This is a genomic window from Nocardia aurea (assembly GCF_003123685.1).
GTDB lineage: Bacteria > Actinomycetota > Actinomycetes > Mycobacteriales > Mycobacteriaceae > Nocardia > Nocardia aurea.
Genome location: NZ_QCYJ01000172.1, coordinates 66879 through 86222 on the forward strand (window position 1 = coordinate 66879; position 19344 = coordinate 86222).

The 19344-nt window shown below is 66.6% G+C and carries 20 protein-coding genes; 9 read left to right on the forward strand and 11 right to left on the reverse strand.

Features of this window, described 5'->3' with window-relative positions:
* The first annotated feature begins 14 nt into the window (after positions 1–14).
* The 3 genes from DAT37_RS41515 (at position 15) to DAT37_RS45170 (ending at position 1346) form a co-directional block, all read left to right on the forward strand.
* Entirely contained in the window at positions 15–833 is an 819-nt protein-coding gene (locus DAT37_RS41515) for an SDR family NAD(P)-dependent oxidoreductase (protein ID WP_232840316.1), read from the forward strand.
* Positions 834–914: 81 nt separating this feature from the next.
* Positions 915–1076 (forward strand): NUDIX domain-containing protein, encoded by a 162-nt coding sequence (locus DAT37_RS45165; RefSeq protein ID WP_198654704.1) that lies wholly within the window; start codon positions 915–917, stop codon positions 1074–1076.
* 39 nt (positions 1077–1115) lie between these two features.
* Positions 1116–1346, forward strand: coding sequence for an NUDIX hydrolase (locus DAT37_RS45170; protein WP_198654705.1), 231 nt, complete (start codon positions 1116–1118; stop codon positions 1344–1346).
* Positions 1347–1487: 141 nt separating this feature from the next.
* Here the strand turns inward: DAT37_RS45170 and DAT37_RS41525 are convergent, their stop codons facing one another.
* The 11 genes from DAT37_RS41525 to DAT37_RS41575 form a co-directional block, all read right to left on the reverse strand.
* Complete coding sequence (locus DAT37_RS41525) at positions 1488–2639, reverse strand: acyl-CoA dehydrogenase family protein (protein ID WP_109530454.1); 1152 nt, start codon at positions 2637–2639, stop codon at positions 1488–1490.
* A gap of 27 nt (positions 2640–2666) precedes the next feature.
* Positions 2667–3812, reverse strand: coding sequence for a thiolase family protein (locus DAT37_RS41530; protein WP_109530455.1), 1146 nt, complete (start codon positions 3810–3812; stop codon positions 2667–2669).
* On the reverse strand, positions 3805–4650 hold the full coding sequence (locus DAT37_RS41535) for an enoyl-CoA hydratase/isomerase family protein (RefSeq protein WP_109530456.1): 846 nt from the start codon (positions 4648–4650) through the stop codon (positions 3805–3807). Before DAT37_RS41535 ends, DAT37_RS41530 begins: the two co-directional genes overlap by 8 nt.
* Positions 4647–6056 carry a CaiB/BaiF CoA transferase family protein gene (locus tag DAT37_RS41540; RefSeq protein ID WP_109530457.1) on the reverse strand — a complete coding sequence of 470 codons (1410 nt, stop codon included), beginning with the start codon at positions 6054–6056 and terminating at the stop codon, positions 4647–4649. The genes DAT37_RS41535 and DAT37_RS41540 overlap by 4 nt, the downstream gene beginning before the upstream one ends.
* The gene (locus DAT37_RS41545; protein WP_109530458.1) at positions 6056–6820 is read right to left on the reverse strand and encodes an SDR family NAD(P)-dependent oxidoreductase; all 765 of its coding nucleotides are present in this window, start codon (positions 6818–6820) and stop codon (positions 6056–6058) included. Before DAT37_RS41545 ends, DAT37_RS41540 begins: the two co-directional genes overlap by 1 nt.
* Positions 6820–7986, reverse strand: a complete 1167-nt coding sequence (locus DAT37_RS41550) for an acyl-CoA dehydrogenase family protein (RefSeq protein WP_109530621.1) — start codon at positions 7984–7986, stop codon at positions 6820–6822. Before DAT37_RS41550 ends, DAT37_RS41545 begins: the two co-directional genes overlap by 1 nt.
* Before the next feature lie 314 nt (positions 7987–8300).
* Positions 8301–8675: a hypothetical protein gene (locus DAT37_RS41555; RefSeq protein ID WP_109530459.1), complete on the reverse strand. Its 375-nt coding sequence runs from the start codon at positions 8673–8675 to the stop codon at positions 8301–8303.
* Positions 8672–9442, reverse strand: coding sequence for an ABC transporter ATP-binding protein (locus tag DAT37_RS41560; RefSeq protein WP_109530460.1), 771 nt, complete (start codon positions 9440–9442; stop codon positions 8672–8674). Before DAT37_RS41560 ends, DAT37_RS41555 begins: the two co-directional genes overlap by 4 nt.
* Positions 9439–10152 carry an ABC transporter ATP-binding protein gene (locus DAT37_RS41565; RefSeq protein WP_198654706.1) on the reverse strand — a complete coding sequence of 238 codons (714 nt, stop codon included), beginning with the start codon at positions 10150–10152 and terminating at the stop codon, positions 9439–9441. Before DAT37_RS41565 ends, DAT37_RS41560 begins: the two co-directional genes overlap by 4 nt.
* Positions 10130–12253, reverse strand: coding sequence for a branched-chain amino acid ABC transporter permease (locus tag DAT37_RS41570; protein ID WP_109530461.1), 2124 nt, complete (start codon positions 12251–12253; stop codon positions 10130–10132). Before DAT37_RS41570 ends, DAT37_RS41565 begins: the two co-directional genes overlap by 23 nt.
* A gap of 16 nt (positions 12254–12269) precedes the next feature.
* Positions 12270–13655, reverse strand: coding sequence for an ABC transporter substrate-binding protein (locus DAT37_RS41575; RefSeq protein WP_109530462.1), 1386 nt, complete (start codon positions 13653–13655; stop codon positions 12270–12272).
* Positions 13656–14103: 448 nt separating this feature from the next.
* On the opposite strand from DAT37_RS41575, the gene DAT37_RS41580 reads away from it, so the two are divergent.
* From DAT37_RS41580 to DAT37_RS41605, 6 genes are read left to right on the forward strand one after another with little or no spacing between them, the layout of a single operon-like run.
* On the forward strand, positions 14104–15375 hold the full coding sequence (locus DAT37_RS41580; protein WP_109530463.1) for an aromatic ring-hydroxylating oxygenase subunit alpha: 1272 nt from the start codon (positions 14104–14106) through the stop codon (positions 15373–15375).
* A complete protein-coding gene (locus tag DAT37_RS41585; protein WP_109530464.1) occupies positions 15356–15715 on the forward strand; it encodes a hypothetical protein in 360 nt (119 codons plus the stop codon). The genes DAT37_RS41580 and DAT37_RS41585 overlap by 20 nt, the downstream gene beginning before the upstream one ends.
* A 3-nt stretch (positions 15716–15718) precedes the next feature.
* Positions 15719–16960 carry a metal-dependent hydrolase family protein gene (locus tag DAT37_RS41590; protein ID WP_109530465.1) on the forward strand — a complete coding sequence of 414 codons (1242 nt, stop codon included), beginning with the start codon at positions 15719–15721 and terminating at the stop codon, positions 16958–16960.
* The gene (locus DAT37_RS41595; protein ID WP_109530466.1) at positions 16947–17363 is read left to right on the forward strand and encodes a nuclear transport factor 2 family protein; all 417 of its coding nucleotides are present in this window, start codon (positions 16947–16949) and stop codon (positions 17361–17363) included. The genes DAT37_RS41590 and DAT37_RS41595 overlap by 14 nt, the downstream gene beginning before the upstream one ends.
* Positions 17360–18475, forward strand: coding sequence for an acyl-CoA dehydrogenase family protein (locus tag DAT37_RS41600; RefSeq protein ID WP_109530467.1), 1116 nt, complete (start codon positions 17360–17362; stop codon positions 18473–18475). Before DAT37_RS41595 ends, DAT37_RS41600 begins: the two co-directional genes overlap by 4 nt.
* Positions 18472–19284: an acyl-CoA dehydrogenase family protein gene (locus tag DAT37_RS41605; protein ID WP_109530468.1), complete on the forward strand. Its 813-nt coding sequence runs from the start codon at positions 18472–18474 to the stop codon at positions 19282–19284. Before DAT37_RS41600 ends, DAT37_RS41605 begins: the two co-directional genes overlap by 4 nt.
* The last annotated feature ends 60 nt before the right edge of the window (positions 19285–19344 follow it).

Consider the following 19344-nt stretch of genomic DNA (forward strand, 5'->3'; position numbering starts at 1 on the left):
GGGAGGAGACGGAATTGGCTGACGGTGGACGGGTGCTCGGCGACCGGAAGGTGGCGTTGATCACCGGGGCGGGCGGAATGCTGGGCAATGCGTTCTGCCAGGCGCTGTACACCGAGTACGACATCGTGGCCGTACATCGCAAGCGCACGCCCGCGGTGCCGTCGCAATACGAGTGGTTCGTCGACCCGTTCGAGCCGGAAGCCGCACTGCCGGAGAACGATTCGCGGGCCTACCTGCTCGAGTCCGACCTGACCGAGCCGGGTGAGGTGGAGCGGGTCGTCGATGTGGCGCTGGCGCGGTTCGGCACGGTGGATCTGCTGATAAACAACGCCGCGCACACGACGTTGCACGAGCGGGGCGTGGTCGACGGCGATACCGCGCTGGACGATTTCGACAACCACTTCCGCACGAATGTCGCCGTGCCACTGCGCTTGGCGACTCGACTGGCGCAGCGCTGCTGGCTGCACGATCGCGAGACGAACCTGGCGCGGAATCGCAATGTGGTCAATGTGTCGAGCATGTCCGGCACCGAAATCCTCGAAGGCGGGCAGGCGCTGTACGGCGCGTCCAAGGCGGCGCTCAACCATTTGGGCAGGCACCTGGCCGTCGAGTTCGAGGAATTCGGGGTGCGGGTGAACACCATCGCGCCCCGCGCGTTTCCGACATCGGTGCCGACCGAGAAGGTGCTGCTGTCGATCCTGGAACTGGACCGCGGCCGCATGACCGGCGGGGTGTACGCGATCGAAGGTCCGTTGGAAGCCGAGGAGCCGACCGGGCGGAATACCCTGACTACGACGCCCGCGCCACTGACCACCACCGCCACACCGAACTGACGCGATCGAAGCCGGGGAATCGCGCTCGACGCCAGTCCGAGGTCCACGGGAGATCCAGCCGCCACCGTGAAAGGTTCGACCATGAACACGGCACGCACGGAAATCATCGCCAGAGCGGTCGTCCGGCGAGACGGCGACATCCTGCTCGTCAAGCAGCGAACGAAAGACTGGTCGTTCCTGCCCGGCGGGCATGTGGAACCGGGTGAACGCGTGGAAGACGCGCTGATTCGCGAGATCGCCTAAGAACTGGGCACGGACGCGAAGATCGCCGGATTCGTCGGCGTGGTCGAGCACGGCTACGTGGAGGACGGCGCCCAGCACCATGAACTGAACCTCGTCTTCGAGGTCACCATCGCTGACCTGGATCCGACAAGCCGGGAAGACCACATCGAATTCCACTGGCTCCCTGTCACCCGACTCGTCGACACCGATATCCGTCCCGCGGCACTGAAGAACGTATTACCGGTCGCGGAGGGTGACTCGGCACGGTACTGGCAGGCATGGAACGGATAGCGCACCGATTTCGAGGAGGCGGCCGAACCGAGACGCGGGTCGACAGCGAGCACGGGCAGTCCGCCCAGGGATATCCGACGACCGGGGCCGGTCCCCTCCGAATGGAGTGAACCGGCCCCGATCCTTCGAACCGGCGATAGGTCAGGAAACGCCGAGATCGCGCGCGATGATCATCTTCATGACTTCGCTGGTGCCGGCGTAGATCCGCGCCACCCGGGCGTCGGTGTAGAGCCGGGCGATCGGATATTCCATCATGTAGCCGTAGCCGCCGAACAGTTGCAGGCAGCGGTCGACCACCCTGGCCTGCACCTCGGTGCAGAACAGTTTGGTCCGGGCCGCGTCCGCACCGGACAGCTCGCCGTCGACCAGGTCGGCCACCGCGCGGTCGATCATGGTCTGGGCGGCCTCGACCTCCGCCGACATGGCGGCCAGTTCGAACTTGGTGTTCTGGAACGAGGACACCGGTGTGCCGAAAGCCTTACGCTCCCTGGTGTATTCGATGGTCGCGTTGATCGCCGCACGGGCCTGGGCCACCGAGCCGACGGCGACCGTCATGCGCTCCTGCGGCAGGTTGTGCCCCAGGTAGCCGAATGCCGCGCCTTCCTCGCCGAGCCGGTTCTCGACCGGAACACGCACGTCCTCGAAGGACAGCTCCATGGTGTCCTGCACCTTGCAGCCCATCTTCTCCAACATGCGGCCGCGGGTGAAACCGGGCATTCCGCCTTCGACGACGAGCAGGGTGAGCCCGGCGCGGCGGTTGTCCGGATCGGTGGACGTGCGCGCGACCACGATCACCAGATCGGCGAGCAGACCGCCGGTGATGAAGGTTTTGGCGCCGTTGAGGATGTAGTGGTCGCCGTCGCGCACCGCGGTCGAGCGCATTCCGGCCAGATCCGAGCCGGTGCCCGGTTCGGTCATGGCGACGGCGGTGAGCAGGTCACCGGCCGCCATGCCGGGGAACCAGCGTTCGCGCTGCGCGGCGTCGGCGTACTCCAGGAAATACGGCAGGATGACGTCGAGCTGGGTGCGCACGGTGCCGAGGGTGACCAGCGCACGCGCGGCCTCCTCCTGGAGGATCACGTTGTAGCGGTAGTCACGCGATCCCCCGCCCCCGTATTCCTCCGGCAGCGCGAAGCCGAGAATGCCGAGACCGCCCATCTCGCGGAAGATCTCGCGGGGCATCTGCCCGTCCTTCTCCCACTGGGCGTAGTTCGGGGCGATCTGCTTTTCGATGAAGCCCCGGACAAGTTGCCGGAACGCCTCGTGGTCTTCGGTGAAAAGGTCGCGGCGCACGCCGGTTCCTCCGTTCGGGAGAGAGGTTCAGGAAATCAGTTCGATCACGGTGGCGTTGGCGGTGCCGCCACCCTCGCACATGGTCTGCAACCCGTACCTGATCCCGTTGTCGCGCAGGTGGTGGATCAATCTGGTCATCAGCACCGCGCCGGAACCGCCGAGCGGATGGCCCAGCGCGATGGCGCCGCCCAGCGGATTGGTCAGCGCGGGGTCGGCGCCGGTCTCGGCCAGCCACGCCAGCGGGACGGGCGCGAACGCCTCGTTCACCTCGAAGGCGCCGATATCGCCGATCGACAGACCGGTTTTCTTCAGCACCTTCTCGGTCGCGGGGATGGGTCCGGTGAGCATGAGGACCGGATCCGAACCGGCCACCGCGCCACCGACATAACGCGCCAGCGGGGTCAGGCCGAGTTCACGCGCCTTCTCCGGAGTGGTCAGCACCAGTGCGGCCGCGCCGTCGGAGATCTGCGAGGAGTTGCCGGCGTGGATGACGCCGTCCTCTTGGAATGCGGGCTTGAGATTGGCGAGCTTCTCCACGGTGGTACCGCGGCGGATGCCCTCGTCCTGGTTCACCACACCGGCGTCGGTCTCCACCGCGACGATCTGATCGGCGAAAGCGCCCGCGTCCTGGGCGGCGGCGGCCCGCTCGTGCGACAGCGCCGAGTACTCGTCGACCCGGGTGCGATCGAAACCCCACTTCTGGGCGATCAATTCGGCGCCGATGCCCTGGTTGAAGACGAAGCCGTCGTAGCGGGCCAACGCCTTCGGGCCGTACGGCGCGCCGTCACCCTTGGCCGCGCCCAGCGGCACCCGGCTCATCGATTCGACACCGCCCGCGACGACGACGTCCTGCTGACCCGACATCACGGCCTGGGCCGCGAAATCCAGGGCCTGCTGACTCGATCCGCACGCGCGGTTCACCGTGGTGCCGGGAATGCTCTCCGGCCAGCCCGCGGCGAGCACCGAGTAGCGGCCGATATTGCTGGACTGGTCGCCGACCTGGGAGACACAACCCCAGATGACGTCGTCGACGACGGCCGGGTCCAGTCCGGTGCGCGCGGCCAGCGCCTGCAACACGTAGGCGGATAGATCCGCCGGATGCACGGCCGCCAGGCCGCCGTTACGTTTACCGACAGCGGTGCGAACCGCCCCGGCGATGACTACTTCACGCATCAGTTCTCCCGTTCTCGGATTTCATGGCGCCGTCGGCGGTCCGGATCGGCGGACGTTCGATCAGCCAGCGCCCGGTGTAACTGGGTTCACGCCGCCCGGCGAAGGCCGCGAAGGCCTCCTGGGCATCGGCGGTCGCGAAATTGAGTCCCTGCGCCCGTGCCTCGGCGGCGAGCGCGTCGCGATGAGTCGACGACGCGCCCTCGTTCAGCAACGCCTTGATCTGTGCCAGCGCGACCGGCGGACCCGCCGCCAGGCGCGCGCCGAGATCGGCCACGTGGGCGTCGATCTCGGCCGCGGGCACCACCCAGGTGACCAGGCCGAGTTCGCGGGCCTGCTCGGCGTCGATATCCTCGGCGAGCAGGGCCAGCCGCTTCGCCTGCTGCAAGCCGACCAGTTTCGGCAGCAGCCACGATCCGCCGAGATCCATCGAAAGTCCTCTGCGGGCGAAGATCTGCGAGAACTTCGCCTCGGGGGTGGCGACCACGAGGTCGCATCCGAGGGCGAGGTTCCAGCCCGCGCCCACCGCGACACCGGTGACCTTGGCGACGGTCGGCAGCGGCAGTTCGTAGAGCAACGCCGCGACGTCGGTGAGCGCGCGCATCCGGTAGATCGGGTGCGCGTTGTCCGGCACGGAGATATCCGCGCCGGAACAGAAGGCATCGCCCGCACCGGTGATGACCAGCGCCCGCACCGAGCGATCGGCCGCGACCGCGCGCAACGCGTCGGCCAGCGCCGTCCACAACGCGGCGTCGATGGCGTTCTTGCGGTGCGGCCGGTTGAGCGTGAGGGTGCGGACACCGTCGTGATCGGCGCTCAGTAGGACGGGTTCGGCGGTCATCGCCGCTCCTCGGCAGAACCCAGCTCCTCGGCAGAACCCTGTCTCTCGGCCGAACTCGGCACGTCGGCAGAGCCCCTCGCGTCGACGACAGAGCCCTGTACCTCTGCTGAACCCCGCACGTCGGCAGCTCCATGTACCTTCGCCGACCCCCGCACTCCGGCCGCGCCGATCGCGCCCGCATCCCGCAGTCCGGCGATATCGGCTGCGCTGCAACCGATTTCACCGAGCACCGTATCGGTATGCGCGCCGAGACCCGGCACCGCGCCCATCGGCGGTTCGAAACCGTCGATCACGGCGGGCGGCAACAGCGACGGGATCGGCCCGTTCGGGGTGTCGATGGTGCGCCAGCGATTCCGCTCGACCAGCTGCGGATGGTCGACGACCTCGCTCGGTTTGTTGTAAACGGAGTTGCCGATGCCCGCGTCGTCGGCGATCTTCTGGATCTGAGCCAGGTCGTGGCGCAGGCACCAGGCCGCGATGGCCTCGTCGAGTTCTTCGCGATGGCGCGTCCGGTCGGAATTGGTGCGGTATCGCTCGTCGGCAGCCAGATCCGGGCGGCCGATGATATCGGTCGCCAGTCGCCGCCACTCCCGGTCGTTGGTGGTACCGAGGACGACGGTGCGGCCGTCGGCGGTCGCGAACGCGCCGTAGGGGGCGACCGCGGGCGAACTCATGCCCAGCGGCAGCAGATCGACTCCCGAATGCCGCGCGTAGGTCAGGTGATAACCCATCATCTCGGCCATGGTGTCGAACAGGCTGACCGCGATGGTGTTGCCGCTCCCCGGGCCGGAGCCGACAGCGCCGCGCCCGCGACCGGTCAGCTGCGCCAGAATCGACAGTGCCGCATACAGTCCCGTGGTCACGTCGGCCACCGGCGGTCCCGGCTTGGCCGGGGCGTCGGCGGTGCCGGTCACCGCGCACACTCCGGATTCGGCCTGGACCAGCAGATCGTAGGCCCGTTTGTGCGACAGCGGTCCGCCCGCGCCGAATCCGTCGATCTCCACCGAGATCAGATCGGGATGCCGTTGCGCCAGGTCCGTCGGCGACAGGCCGAGCCTGGCCGTCGCGCCCGGCGCGAGGTTGGAGACCAGCACGTCGGCGCGATCGAGCAGACGGTGCAGGATCTCCACGCCCGCTTCGGATTTCAGATCGAGAGTGACCGATTCCTTACCCCGGTTGACCCAGACGAAATGCGCGGCCTGGCCGTTGACGACGTCGTCGTAGTACCGCGCGAAATCACCGCCGTCCGGATTCTCCACCTTGATCACCCGCGCGCCGAAATCGGCGAGGGTGCGGGTACACATCGGCGCCGACACCGCCTGCTCCAGCGCGACGACAGTGATACCGGCCAGCGGGCCCGGATTACCGGACCCGCTCACGGGGACGTCCTGCGGGGAGGCAGTCATTATATGACCGTGCCGCCGTCCACCGGCAGCACCTGGCCGGTGATGAAGGAGGCCGCGTCGGAGGCGAGGAACACGAACGCGCCCGCGACCTCTTCGGGTTCGGCCCAGCGGCGCAGCAGGATTCGGTTGAGCATCTGCTCGGAGAACTTCTCGTTGGTGCGGATGGTCTCGGTCATCGGCGTGGCCGCCAGCGGCGCGAGGGCGTTGACGAGAATCTGCTTGCGCGCCAATTCCTTGGCCAGCGATTTGGTGATGCCGATGATCGCGGCCTTGGCGGCCGAGTAGTTCACCTGGCCGAGGGTGCCGACCAGGCCCGCGGCGGAGGTCACGTTGATGACACGGCCGGTGCCGTCGGTCGGCAGGAATTCCAGCGCGGCCTGGGTGCAGTTGATGGTGCCCATCACGTGGATGTCGAACATCTTCTGCACCGATTCGGCGGTGGTGTCCTTGAACATCGCGGGCGCGGTGATGCCGGCGTTGTTCACCACGATATTCAGCGTGCCGCCGGTCAGCGCCGCCGCGGCCGCCGCCGCGGCGCCCGCGGCCTCACGATCGGAGACGTTCAGGGCGAAGCTGGAGGCGGTCCCGCCGTTGGCGTTGATCTTCTCGGCCACGGCGGCGGCCGCGTCACCGTTGAGATCGCTGACGAGCACCGCGGCGCCCGCGTTGGCCAGCGCCTGGGCGACGGCCGAGCCGATACCGCCCGCGGCGCCGGTGACGAGGGCCGAACGCCCGGTGAGATCGAACAACGTCTGCTGTGTCATCAGTAGCTCCTCGGCAATCCAAGAACGTGCGAACCCAGGAAGTTCAAGATCATTTCCTGGCTGACCGGGGCGATCTTCATGACCCGCGACTCCCGGAAGTAACGCGATACGTGGTACTCCTCGGAATACCCCATACCGCCGTGGGTCTGCAGCGCCCGGTCGGCGGCGGTGAAGCCGGCGTCGGCGCACAGGTACTTGGCCGTATTCGCCTCGCGCCCACAGGATTTCCCGTTGTCGTAGCGCCAGGTCGCCTTGCGCAGCATCAATTCGGCCGCGTCGAGCCTGGCCAGCGAATCGGCCAGCGGGAACTGGATGCCCTGGTTCATGCCGATCGGGCGGTCGAACACGACGCGCTCGTTGGCGTAGCGCACCGCGCGATCGAGCGCAACGCGGCCGAGACCGAGCGCTTCGGCGGCGATGAGCATGCGCTCCGGGTTCAGGCCGTCGAGCAGGTATTTGAAGCCCTGGCCCTCTTCACCGACGCGGTCCTCCACCGGGACGCGCAGATCGTCGATGAACACCTCGTTGGAACTGACGGCGTTGCGGCCCATCTTCTTGATCGGCCGGATGTCGACGTGCGCGCGGTCCAGATCGGTCAGGAACAGCGTCATGCCGTCGGTCTTCTTGGTCACCTCGTCGTACGGGGTGGTGCGCGTCAGCAGCAGAATCTTCTCCGATTCCAACGCCTTCGAGATCCACACCTTGCGCCCGTTGATGACATAGTGGTCGCCGTCGCGGCGCGCGAATGTCGTGATGCGGGGAGTGTCGAGTCCCGCGGTCGGCTCGGTGACGCCGAAACACACGTGCAGGTCACCGTTGGCGATGCGCGGCAGGGTGCGCTTCTTCAGTTCTTCCGAGCCGTGCACGACCACCGGATGCATACCGAAGATCGACATGTGGATCGAGCTCGCGGCGTTCATGCCGCCGCCGGACCGCGAAACTTCTTCGGCCAATATTGTCGCTTCGGTGATACCGAGGCCGTGTCCGCCGTATTCTTCTGGAATGGTGATCCCGAGCCAACCGCCGCTGGCGACCGTGTTGTAGAACTCCGTGGGGAATTCGTGCGCCAGGTCTTTTTCCATCCAGTACTGGTCGTCGAATTTGCGGCACAACTCCGCCACCGACTTGCGGATCAGCTCCTGATCCTCGGACAGTTCGAAATTCATGCCCTCGCTGTTGGATTCGCCGGACACATCCGCACCTCCACTTTCCTCTGATCGGGTTCCACCGGTCGGCTGATCCGGACCCGGCCTGCCACAGCGCACACGGGTGCGTGCGGTCGATGGACCGCACGCACCGTGTCCACCCGGCGTCTGTTCGGTATCCAGCACGTAGCTCACCCGTCTCCCCAGTCGAGACGAGTTTTCCCGAACGTCTGCCGCCACTGGTGCGGCACTGCACCGGGGGCTTGTGTTCGTATCCGGCGAACGGTGTTCGCCGGATACGACATTCACGACCCGCGCGATGGCGGGTGAGTCCTCTACCGCGATCCGGCGCCGACGCCGTCGTAGCGGCTGTTGTCGGCTCCGACGACCCTGTTGCCGAGCGCGTCGAGATCGAAGGACTGACGCGCCAGCCAGAATCGCAGGAAGTTGGTCAGCGAATAGCGCAGGAACAGCGCCGATCCGACGATGGACGCCGCGACGCCGCCCAGGGCCAGCACGATGGCGTCGCGCTGCGACAGCGGGTTGGTGGTGCCGTGTGACATGAAGTATGCCAGCACCGCGACCACCAGGCCGCCGACCATCAGGATGACGCCGGTGCGCAACCACAGTCCGGAGCGGCCAGCCGACGGATCGGGGATCTTGAGAGCGTTCAGTTCTTGGACGAACCGGTCGGCACGTGTTTCGGTCATGTGGAACTTCCTAAATAGAGGGCTGCCAATTCATTTCGGATTCCGTCTTCCGGATGACCCTGCCGCACCACCTTGCCGCGCACCAGCACGGCCGCGTGATGGCAGGTGTCCAGTACCGAGGCCGCGAACTGTTCGACCACGAGTACCGCGACACCCTGGGCGGCGATCTGGGCGACCTCGTCGTAGAGCCGCCCGACCACCAGGGGCGCCAGGCCCATGGAGAGTTCGTCGAGCAACAGCACGGCCGGATCGGTGGCCAGACCGCGTGCCAGCGCCAGCATCTGCTGCTCGCCGCCGGACATGGTGCCCGCGACCTGGTTCGCTCGCTTGCCCAGGATCGGGAAGCGACTGAACGCGATCTCCTCGATTTCGGCCTTCGACCGTCCGGTGAAGGTCATCATCAGCAGGTTGTCGCGCACGGTAAGGTTCGGGAAGACACCACGCCCCTCGGGGATGAGGCAGACGCCGGACCGGGCCAGGTCGCGCGGATCGACGCCGGTGACATCGCGTCCGCCGAGCACGAGACGTCCGGAGGCCACGGGATGGTTACCCGCGATCACCTGCAGTGTCGTGGTCTTGCCCGCGCCGTTGGGACCGAGCAGGGCGACGACCTGCCCCGGTGCGACCGCGAGGTCGACACCGTGCAGGACCGAGATCGCGCCGTAGGCGGCCCGAACCTCTTGCAGTTCCAGCAGGTTTCCCTCGGCGGCCCCGGTACTCGTCGGTGTCTTCTCGAGGTTGGGGGCCGTCAGATTTCGGGCTGTCATACGTCCCCCAGGTAGGCGGCGAGTACGGTTTCGTCGGCGCGGATGACCTCGGGCGGACCCGAGGCGATCATCTTGCCCAGGTCGAGCACGAACAGCTGATCACAGACGTTCATCACCAGACCCATGTCGTGTTCGACGAGCAGCACCGCGGCTCCGTCGTCGGCCAGCGAGCGGAGCAGTTCACCGAAACGCTCGGTCTCGGTGTGGTCCTGCCCCGCCGCTGGCTCATCGAGCAGAACCAAACTCGGGCGCGCCGCGATGGCGCGTCCGACCTCGACCAGCCGACCGGTTCCGGTCGGCAGCTCGTCCGCGGAAGAATCCGCGATGTGGTGCAGGTCGAGCCGTTCGATGATCTCGTCGACGACGCGGCTCGCGCGCCTGCGCTCGGGACCGAGTTCGGCGGCGACCAGCAGGTTGTCGCGGACGCTGAGGCGCCCGAACAGTTCCAGTCGCTGGAATGTCCTGGCCAGTCCGTGCTTGGCGCGCTTGGCGGGACCGTGCTTGGTGACATCGACACCGCCGATGGACACCCGCCCGGTCGTCGGTTTGCGCAGACCGCCGATCACGTCGAACAGCGTGGACTTGCCCGCGCCGTTCGGCCCGATCAGACCGGTCACCTGACCGCGCTCGGCCCGCAGGCCAGCGCTGTCGAGTGCTTTGTTACCACCGAATACGACAGTGACATCGTCAACTTCCAGCAGTGACACCACGTTCGAGCACCTCCTCGTCTTCTGATGTCCACGGTCTCTTGACGCCGACCCACTCGACCGGGATCTCCAGCGTCTCCGGGGCGGGTTTGGACCGCTCCGAGTGCCAGAAGCGTGCGGCGATGACCGCGGCGACGACACCGAAGAAGAAGCCCCAGCCGTCGATGGCCTCGATCAGCCGCAGACCCCACAGACCGAGGATCACCACGACCAGCAGCGACGCGATGAGCTTGTCGCGCAGCATCGGGAACCAGTCCCGGCGCAGCGGACCGATAGCGCCTTCCTTGAGCGCGCCGCCGCCCGCGGCGATACCACCGAGGGCCGGCAGTACCTGCGCGAGGTTGGCCAGCCCCGGCCACAGCACGGGGATCACCTTCAGCGGACCCGCGAGAGCGAGACCGGTGAACATGCCCGCGCCGACAGCGCCGAGACCGGCGATGGTGACGACCAGGAAGATCGGCAGACCAGCCACCAGACCGAATTGCTCCGGCGCGACGGCTTGGGACTGCATGCCGTACAGCGCGCCGCCCAGTCCGGCGATGGCCGCCGAGAAGGCGAACACCAGGACGCGGGCGATGAGCAGGCTGCCACCGAGGGTGGCGTAGGCCGCCTCGCTGTCACGCAGGGCGATGAGCCTGCGACCGTACTTGCTGCGCCGCAGCACCGCGATGGCCAGACCGACCACCGCGACGCAGACCGCCGCGAAGACGGTGATCTCCTCGATGCTCTCGAGTTTCCATCCGAACAGATCCGGCCCGACGAGCGAGATCGACCCCTGATCGAACAGTGAGATCTTGATGCCGAGGATCTCGAAGGACGGCAGGGTGAAGATCCACCGGTCCAGGATGACCGCGAACGCCGCTGTCGCCAATGCCATGTAGACACCGGACAACCGCAGGGCGGGGATCGCGATCACCACCCCGACGACCGCGGCGATTCCCATCGCCGCCAGTATCGCCCACCACTGGCCGTCCGGCCCGAGATGAGAGTAGGCGACCGCGCCGACACCGGCCAGACTCAACTGGCACAGCGATATCTGCCCGGCGAAACCCAGTAGCGGGACATAGGACAACGCGATCATGGCCCAAGCGAACATCGCACCGTAGGTGATCAGATCCGACTCGGTCAGCATCGTCGCCAACATCAGGCCGAGCACGATCACCGTCGCCGCGAATGCCACCGAACCGGATCTGGTCGGCAACGGCACCGGATTGAGTTTGCGGTCACGCCCGCGCAGCCTGCCGTGCGGGAACACGAGCAAGGCCACGAAGAGCAGCAGTGCCGGGGCCGCTAGGCGCAGGCCCGGCAGGTACTCGTTCTGCGGAAGGTATCCGGTCAGATAGCTTTCCATGAGCCCGACGACCACCGCGCCGACGAATGTCATCGGCAGACTCTTGAGCCTGCCGAAGATGGCGGCGGTGTAGGCGCTGACGATCAGCAGCGAGAGTTGAGCGGCATCCAGCGCCACGGTGGGCGCGATGAGGATGCCGCCGATCGCGGCCAGTTCGATGCCGAGGATCCAGGCGACCCGGTTGGCCCGCTTGGGATCGGCGCCGGTGAGACCCACCAGCGCGCGATCGTCGACGGTCGCCCGCATCTCGGCGCCGGTCCTGGTGCGGAACAACAGGATCCGGAGCGCGATGGCCACCACGATGGCGACCACCATGGTGAGTGCCTGGTGCCAGGTGATGGTCACCACGCCGAGGTCGATCGACTTCTTGTCCGCGAAGAACCGGGACAGCGAACGGGATTCGTTCGGATTCCAGATCCACCGCGCGAGGACGATCAGGCCGCTGAGCAGCGCGATCGTCATCACGAGTTTTTCCGCGTCGCCGAGCCCCTGGGTCGGCGCCAGCGCCTTACCGAAAGCCAGGCCGAACAGAGGCGCGAATACCAGTAGTACGGCGACGATCGCCGTCGGGGTCGGCCAGCCCCAGCCGATCGTGAGCTGCCAGTACACGAACGCCGAGATCATGCCCGCGGCACCGTGCGCGAAATTGAACACACCGGTGGTGGTGTAGGTCAGTACCAGGCCACTGCCGATGATTGCGTAGATCGCGGCGGTACTGAGACCGACGATCCCGAAAGCGATGAATTGCTCCATCAGTGCGATTGCTCCGTCACTTCAGATCGTTCATGCTCAAACCCACGTCGGCGAGCGTCAGCGGCTTGCCGAAATCCTGGGTGTACTTGTAAGGGGTGAACCCACAACGGAACTGACCGTTGTTCGGCTTGAAATCAGCGGCCTTCCAACCCTCCGGGGTCGCCTGCTGCACGTTGAAGCAGCGCGGCTGCTCCGAGAGCGGCTTGGACAGATCGATCGGGGCCTGCAGGCCACCGGCGGTCCAGGCGGTCTCCTTGATCGCGGCGTTGTAGACACACGAGCGCGTCAGGCTGTCACCGCAGCTCGCGGCCGACTTGGCGAACAGCAGCCAGGTCTGGAAAGCCCGCAGTCCCTGGAAGGTGATCGCCGCACCGGGTGCGTACTTCGCGTACAGGTCCTTCAGCTCCGCGATGGCGGGAACCGAACCCGCGGCATCCAGCGGAGCGGTGCCGCTGAGGTCGGAGACGTTGGTCTGCGCGGCCAGCGAACCCTTCGCCGCGCTCAGGAAGGACTGGTTGTAGGCGTTGGCGTTGGCGTCGATCCAGTCCAGCTTGTAGTTCATGCTGGTCAGGATGTCTTCGAGCTTGGCCAGGTAGCGGAACTCGCCGAGGAAGATCAGGCCCTTGACGTTGTTGGCCTTGATGGCCTGCGCGTAGGGGGTCCAGTCCGAGACACCGGCGACCGGGTACAGGTCGTTGTAGACGATCTTCGCGCCCATGGCGTTGAAGAACTCGGTCTGCTTGTCGCCCATCGACTTGGTGATCGGCGAGTCGCCGTTGATCATGCCGATGGCGCCGAGCGAATCCGGGTAGGCCTCTTTGGTCAGCCACTCGTAAAGCCCGGTATACGGGTTGACGTTCTCCGAGGCGGAGGCGCCGTACGAGGGAACCTGCAGATCGGAGCCGGTATTGGGCACCTGGGTGACCTGCGCGGGGAATTCGGGAAGCGTGCACTTCAGCCGGTCCTTGACGCCGAGTCCGTCCAGCGCGGCGCTACCGCCGACGAGGACGAAATCCTCACGGCAGGCCTCCAGCATCCGCTGGCGCACCTCCATCAGGTTGGTGTCGCGCAGATTCACATTGACCTTGCGGCCGTTGATCCCGCCCGCGGCGTTGCACCAGGACGTGAAGACCTTCGCGGCGTCGACGTAGTCCGGGTTCTTGGTGAACCCGACATCGGAGAACATGCCGACCTCGATATCGGACGCCGTGACCCCTTGCGTCGGAGCGCTTTTCGCGCTGCCGGGCTGACAGACGCCGTTGAGGCTGCCGAAGTTCGCCGCGGCGGCGGGCCCCGACGAGCCACCACCTTCGACGGCCTCGGTGCCACCACCCTCACGAGCGCAACCAGCTGCCACCAGCGCGATCGCGATCAGGGCAACGACTATTCGCTGCGGTTTCACCGTTTTCCTCCTCTGTGGGCTCGGCGTCCCGTATGCGAAGCCGATACGTCGTCGACGTCTTGCCCGTGCTCGTCGATGAGCTGCGGGTGCCTGGCATGGCACCGTCCGCTCCAGGGAAACTATCTTCTCAGATTTGGATAATCAATATCTGTTTTTCGGAGAGTCACACCTGCACCCCTGGTCCGGCCGCCCTCAGCCCGCCGGGAGCCTCCCGCCGGTGACGTGACTTCTACCCCGCTGATTGACAGCAGCCCGGCGGCGTGAAAATCTGATGACAGATTTTGAGAATGCTATTCTCTTAACGGAGAGCAGCAATGTGCAGGACTGCGGGGGGACAGCCCGGTTTCGGGCTGTCACCGCGTGGCCCGCCTCAGGTCTTGACCGGACCGCCCACCGGTCATGGCAGTCAACCCCTTCGGCGATCCGCCGGACCAGGAAAGGTAATCCCTTGGCAAAATTCAGCAAGCCGGCTGCGGGAAGCTGGACGCAGAACTATCCCGAGCTCGGCACGGGGCCGGTGGACTACACCGACTCGGTCGACCCCGCCTTCTACGAGGACGAGCGCCACGCGATCTTCCGCCGGAACTGGCTGAATGTCGGCCGGGTCGAGCAGCTCCCCCGCGTCGGCAGCTACTTCACCAAGGAACTGCCCTGCATCGGCTCCTCGGTCGTGATCAACAAGGACCGCGACGGCGAGATCCACGCCTTCCACAACATCTGCCGTCACCGCGGCAACAAGCTGGTCTGGGACGACTTCCCGAACGAGGAGACCTCCGGCTCCTGCCGTCAGTTCACCTGCAAGTACCACGCGTGGCGCTACGAACTCAACGGTGATCTGGCCTTCGTCCAGCAGGAGAAGGAATTCTTCGACCTGGACAAGAGCAAGTACGGCCTCAAGACCATCCGCTGCGAGGTGTGGGAGGGGTTCATCTTCATCAACCTCGACGTCAACGCCAAGCCGCTGACCGAGTTCCTCGGCCCGCTGATCAAGGGCACCGAGGGTTACCCGTTCCACGAGATGACCGAGGTCTACAGCTACAAGGCCGAGATCGGCAGTAACTGGAAGCTGTTCATCGACGCCTTCGCCGAGTTCTACCACGCGCCGATCCTGCACCAGAAGCAGGCGGTCAAGGACGAGGCCAGCAAGCTGCTCGACGTCGGCTTCGAGGCGCTGCACTACCAGATCGAGGCGCCGCATTCGATGGTCTCCTCGTGGGGCGGCATGGCCCCGCCGAAGGACCCGAACATGGTCAAGCCGATCGAGCGCAAACTGCGCAGCGGCCTTTTCGGTCCGTGGGATCGCCCCGACATCGAGGGCCTGGATCCGCTGCCCGAGGGCATCAACCCGGCCCGCCACCGCGCGTGGGGCATCGACGAGTTCGAGATCTTCCCGAACATGTCGCTGCTGTTCTGGGCGCCGGGCTGGTACCTGACCTACCACTACTGGCCGACCGCGGTGAACAAGCACATCTTCGAGGCCAACCTCTACTTCGTTCCCGCCAAGACCGCGCGCGAGCGGCTGGCCCAGGAACTGGCCGCCGTGACCTTCAAGGAGTACGCGTTGCAGGACGCGAACACCCTCGAGGCCACCCAGACCATGCTCGCCACCCGCGAGATCAGCGACTTCCCGCTCAACGACCAGGAAGTGCTGCTGCGCCACCTGCACACCACCGTCCAGCGAATCGTGGAGGAATACCGCAATGACAACGTCAACAACTGAGGCCGCGACCGTGACCAAGCAGCTGCCCGAAGAGTTCGCCGCTCTCTCCCGGTTCTCCGCCTGGATCCTGCCGACCGAGCCCGAGCGCTACACCAAGCGCCTGGCCTCGTCGATGGAGGAGATGCAGGACCTCTACGACGTCGGCATGGAGCACCTCGACGCCGCGCTCGACTACTGCGACAAGTTCGACATCAACGATCTGCCCGACGAGGCTCGCAACCTGTTCCACCTGTTGCAGTCGGTCGTCATGGTGTCGTTCCCGATCGAGTGCTGGAGCCAGGCCCGGGTGCCCGACTCCGGCGCGGCCTACGTCGCGTTGGTCCACGAGCCTGTGGTCTGACCCATGACGGCGCTGACACTGAAAGCCGCCGGCCTGCTCGACGTCGACACCGGCACCATCGTCCGACCCGGAATCATTCGGATCGAGGACGATCGGATCGTCGGTGTCGGCGGTACCGACACATCCGTGTCGGATGAGGCCGAATCCGGTGAGGTCGTCGATCTGGGCGACGTCGTCCTGATGCCGGGCCTGATGGACATGGAGGTCAACCTCCTGATGGGAGGCCGGGGCGAAACCGGCCTGGCCTCCAGTGTCAAGGACGACCCGGCACTGCGCATGCTGCGTGCGGTGGGCAATGCCCGTCGCACGCTGCGTGCGGGTTTCACCACCGTCCGCAACCTCGGCCTGTTCGTGAAGACCGGCGGTTATCTGCTCGACGTGGCGTTGGGCAAGGCGATCAACGCGGGCTGGATCGACGGCCCGCGGATCGTGCCCGCCGGACACGCGATCACCCCGACCGGCGGTCATCTCGATCCGACGATGTTCGCCGCCTTCGCGCCCGACGTCCTGCACCTGACCCTCGAAGAGGGAATCGCCAACGGTGTCGACGAAGTGCGCAAGGCGGTGCGGTACCAGATCAAGCACGGCGCGCAGCTGATCAAGATCTGCGTGTCCGGTGGCGTCATGTCCCTGACGGGCGAGCCGGGCGCACAGCATTATTCGGACGAGGAACTGCTCGCGATCGTCGACGAGGCGCATCGGCGCGGACTCAAGGTCGCGGCGCACACCCACGGCGCCGAAGCGGTCAAGCACGCGGTCGCCGCGGGTATCGACTGCATCGAGCACGGCTTCCTCATCGATGACGAGGCGATCGACCTGATGGTCGAGAACGGCACCTGGCTGGTGCCGACCACCCGCCTCGCCGACGCCATGGACGTGTCCAAGGCCGAGCCCGAATTACAGGCCAAAGCGGCGTTGATGTTCCCCAAGGCCCGCACCTCGGTGCTGGCCGCCTACAAGGCGGGGGTCAAGATCGCGGTCGGCACCGACGCGCCCGCGATCCCGCACGGCCGCAACGCCGACGAACTGGTCGCGCTCGTCGAACGCGGACTGCCCGCGATCGACGTGCTGCGGGCGGCGACGATCAGGGGCGCCGAACTGATCGGGGTCACCGACCGCGGCAGGCTGGCCGAGGGACAACTGGCCGACATCATCGCCGTCCCCGGCGATCCCACGCACGACATCACCGTCACCAGGGACGTGCGATTCGTGATGAAAGGCGGAAAGATCTATGTCCAGAAATGACGACCTGCTGGATATCCAGCAGTTGCTGGCCCGATACGCCGTGTTTATCACGCAGGGCGATATCGACGGGGTGGTAAAGGTTTTCACCCCGGACGGCACCTACAGCGCTTTCGGCGACACCTACACCCTGGACCTTTTCCCGGAGCTGGTCGCCGCCGCGCCCAAGGGCCTGTTCCTCACGGGCACACCGGTTCTCGACATCGATGGCGACACCGCGTCGGGCACCCAGCCGCTGTGCTTCATCGACAACAGCACCCACGACATGCGGATCGGGTACTACACCGACCACATCGTCCGCACCGAGGACGGCTGGCGGATCAAGACGCGACGGATGACCTTCATCCGTCGCAACGGCGATCACGATTCCGGAATCCCGCACGCCTTCGAGCGTTCCAAGGCATGACGGCGGTAGACACCGACCCGCACGCGCAGATCGCCGCATTCCGCGACGGTCTGCGCGCGTGGCTCGCAGACAACGATCTGACCCCGGGCCCGGATCACTCGCTCGACGGACAGGTCGAGCAGTTGATGCGGGTCCGTCGCGCGCTCTACGACGCGGACTGGATGCGCTACGGCTGGCCCGCCGAAGTGACCGGCCTCGGTGGGCCCGCCGCGCTGCGCGCGATCCTCGGCGAGGAGATCGCCACCCGCGATCTGGCCGAACCCGGCATCTATTCGATGATCGAGGTGCTCGCGCCGACGATGATCTCCTACGCGCGACCGGAACTGGCGGCCGAGATGGTGCCGCTGCTGCTCTCCGGCCGCGAACAGTGGTGCCAGGGCTTCTCCGAACCGGGCTCGGGCAGCGATCTGGCCTCCCTGTCCACCAAGGCCACCCAGCGCGGTGACGAATGGGTGGTGAGCGGTCAGAAGGTATGGACCAGCCTGGCCCAGTACGCCGCCCGCTGCGTCCTGCTGACCCGCACCGGTCCCGGCCACGACGGCATCACCGCCTTCTTCGTCGACATGGACTCCCCCGGCATCACCGTCCGTCCGCTGCGCACCATGCACGGCGTCGACGAATTCGCCGAGGTGTTCTTCGACGACGTGGTCGTGCCCGCCGATCGCATGCTCGGCAAACCGGGCGACGGCTGGCGGGTGGCGATGGATCTGCTGCCCTACGAACGTTCGACGTGCTTCTGGCATCGGATCGCCTATCTGCTCACCCGGCTCGACCAGGTGATCGAGCAGACGACCATCGCCGACGACGCCGAACTCGGCGCGGCCTACCTCGCCCTGCACACCGTGCGGTGCCGATCCCTGGGAACCCAGCGGCGATTGGCCGCGGGCGAACGGCTCGGCGCGGAGACCTCGATCGACAAGGTTCTGCTCGCGACCGCCGAACAGCGTCTGTTCGACACCGCGCGCGATCTGCTCCCCGGTGAGGTGGAATTCGGCGAATCGCCGTGGCGCACCGAATTTCTCTACTCGCGGGCGGCCACGATCTACGGCGGAACCGCCGAGATCCAGCGCAACATCATCGCCCGGCGATTGCTGGACCTGGGGAAGGAATGACCGTGGCCGATTCCGGTGCCGATCGGGCCGAACTCGAACTGCTCACCGACACACTGCGCAAAACCCTGACCTCGGCCAGTGGTCACGAGCTCGACACCGCGCTCGCCGAACTGGGCTGGCCGGATGTGCTCGACGATCTGCCGGATCTGGCCGTACCGCTGGTGTTCCGGCTGCTCGGTGAGACCGGGGCGCACGCCTCGGTGCTCAACGACGTGGTCCGCAGGGCCGCCGGATGGACCGGAACCGATCCGGTGACGCTGCCGTTCGCCGGCGGCACCTTCGTGATCTGGGACAGCACCGGCGGCGCGGGCAGTGCGGTCGATGAGCAACTCGCGCTGCGCACGCTCACGGAAGGGACGGTGCTTCCCGCCGAGGCCTTGGCCGAGGGCAGGCGGGCATTGGGCTGGTGGTTGCTCGGGACGGGCCACACCATGCTCGCCCTCGCCAGGCGCCATGCCGTCGAGCGCACCCAGTTCGGCCGTCCGCTGGCGTCCTTCCAGGCGGTGCGGCATCGGCTCGCCGAAACCCTCGTCGCGTTGGAAGGGGCCGAAGCCGCCCTGAACAACGCCGACGGCGAACTCGGCGCGCTGTTGGCGAAGGCCGCGGCGGGACAGGCGGCGCTCACCGCCGCCAGGCACTGCCAGCAGGTGCTCGGCGGTATCGGTTTCACCGCCGAACACGATCTGTCCCGGCATGTCCGCCGCACCCTGGTGCTGGACGGATTACTCGGCAGCGCAAGGGAACTCACCCGCGAGGCGGGTGCGCTCATCCGCGCGAACGGTTCGGCGCCGCGACTGGCTCAGCTCTGAGCGCTCCGCTCGGTTTTCCTGAGAGCACCCCGACGTAGCACCTCGAAACACTCCGAACGC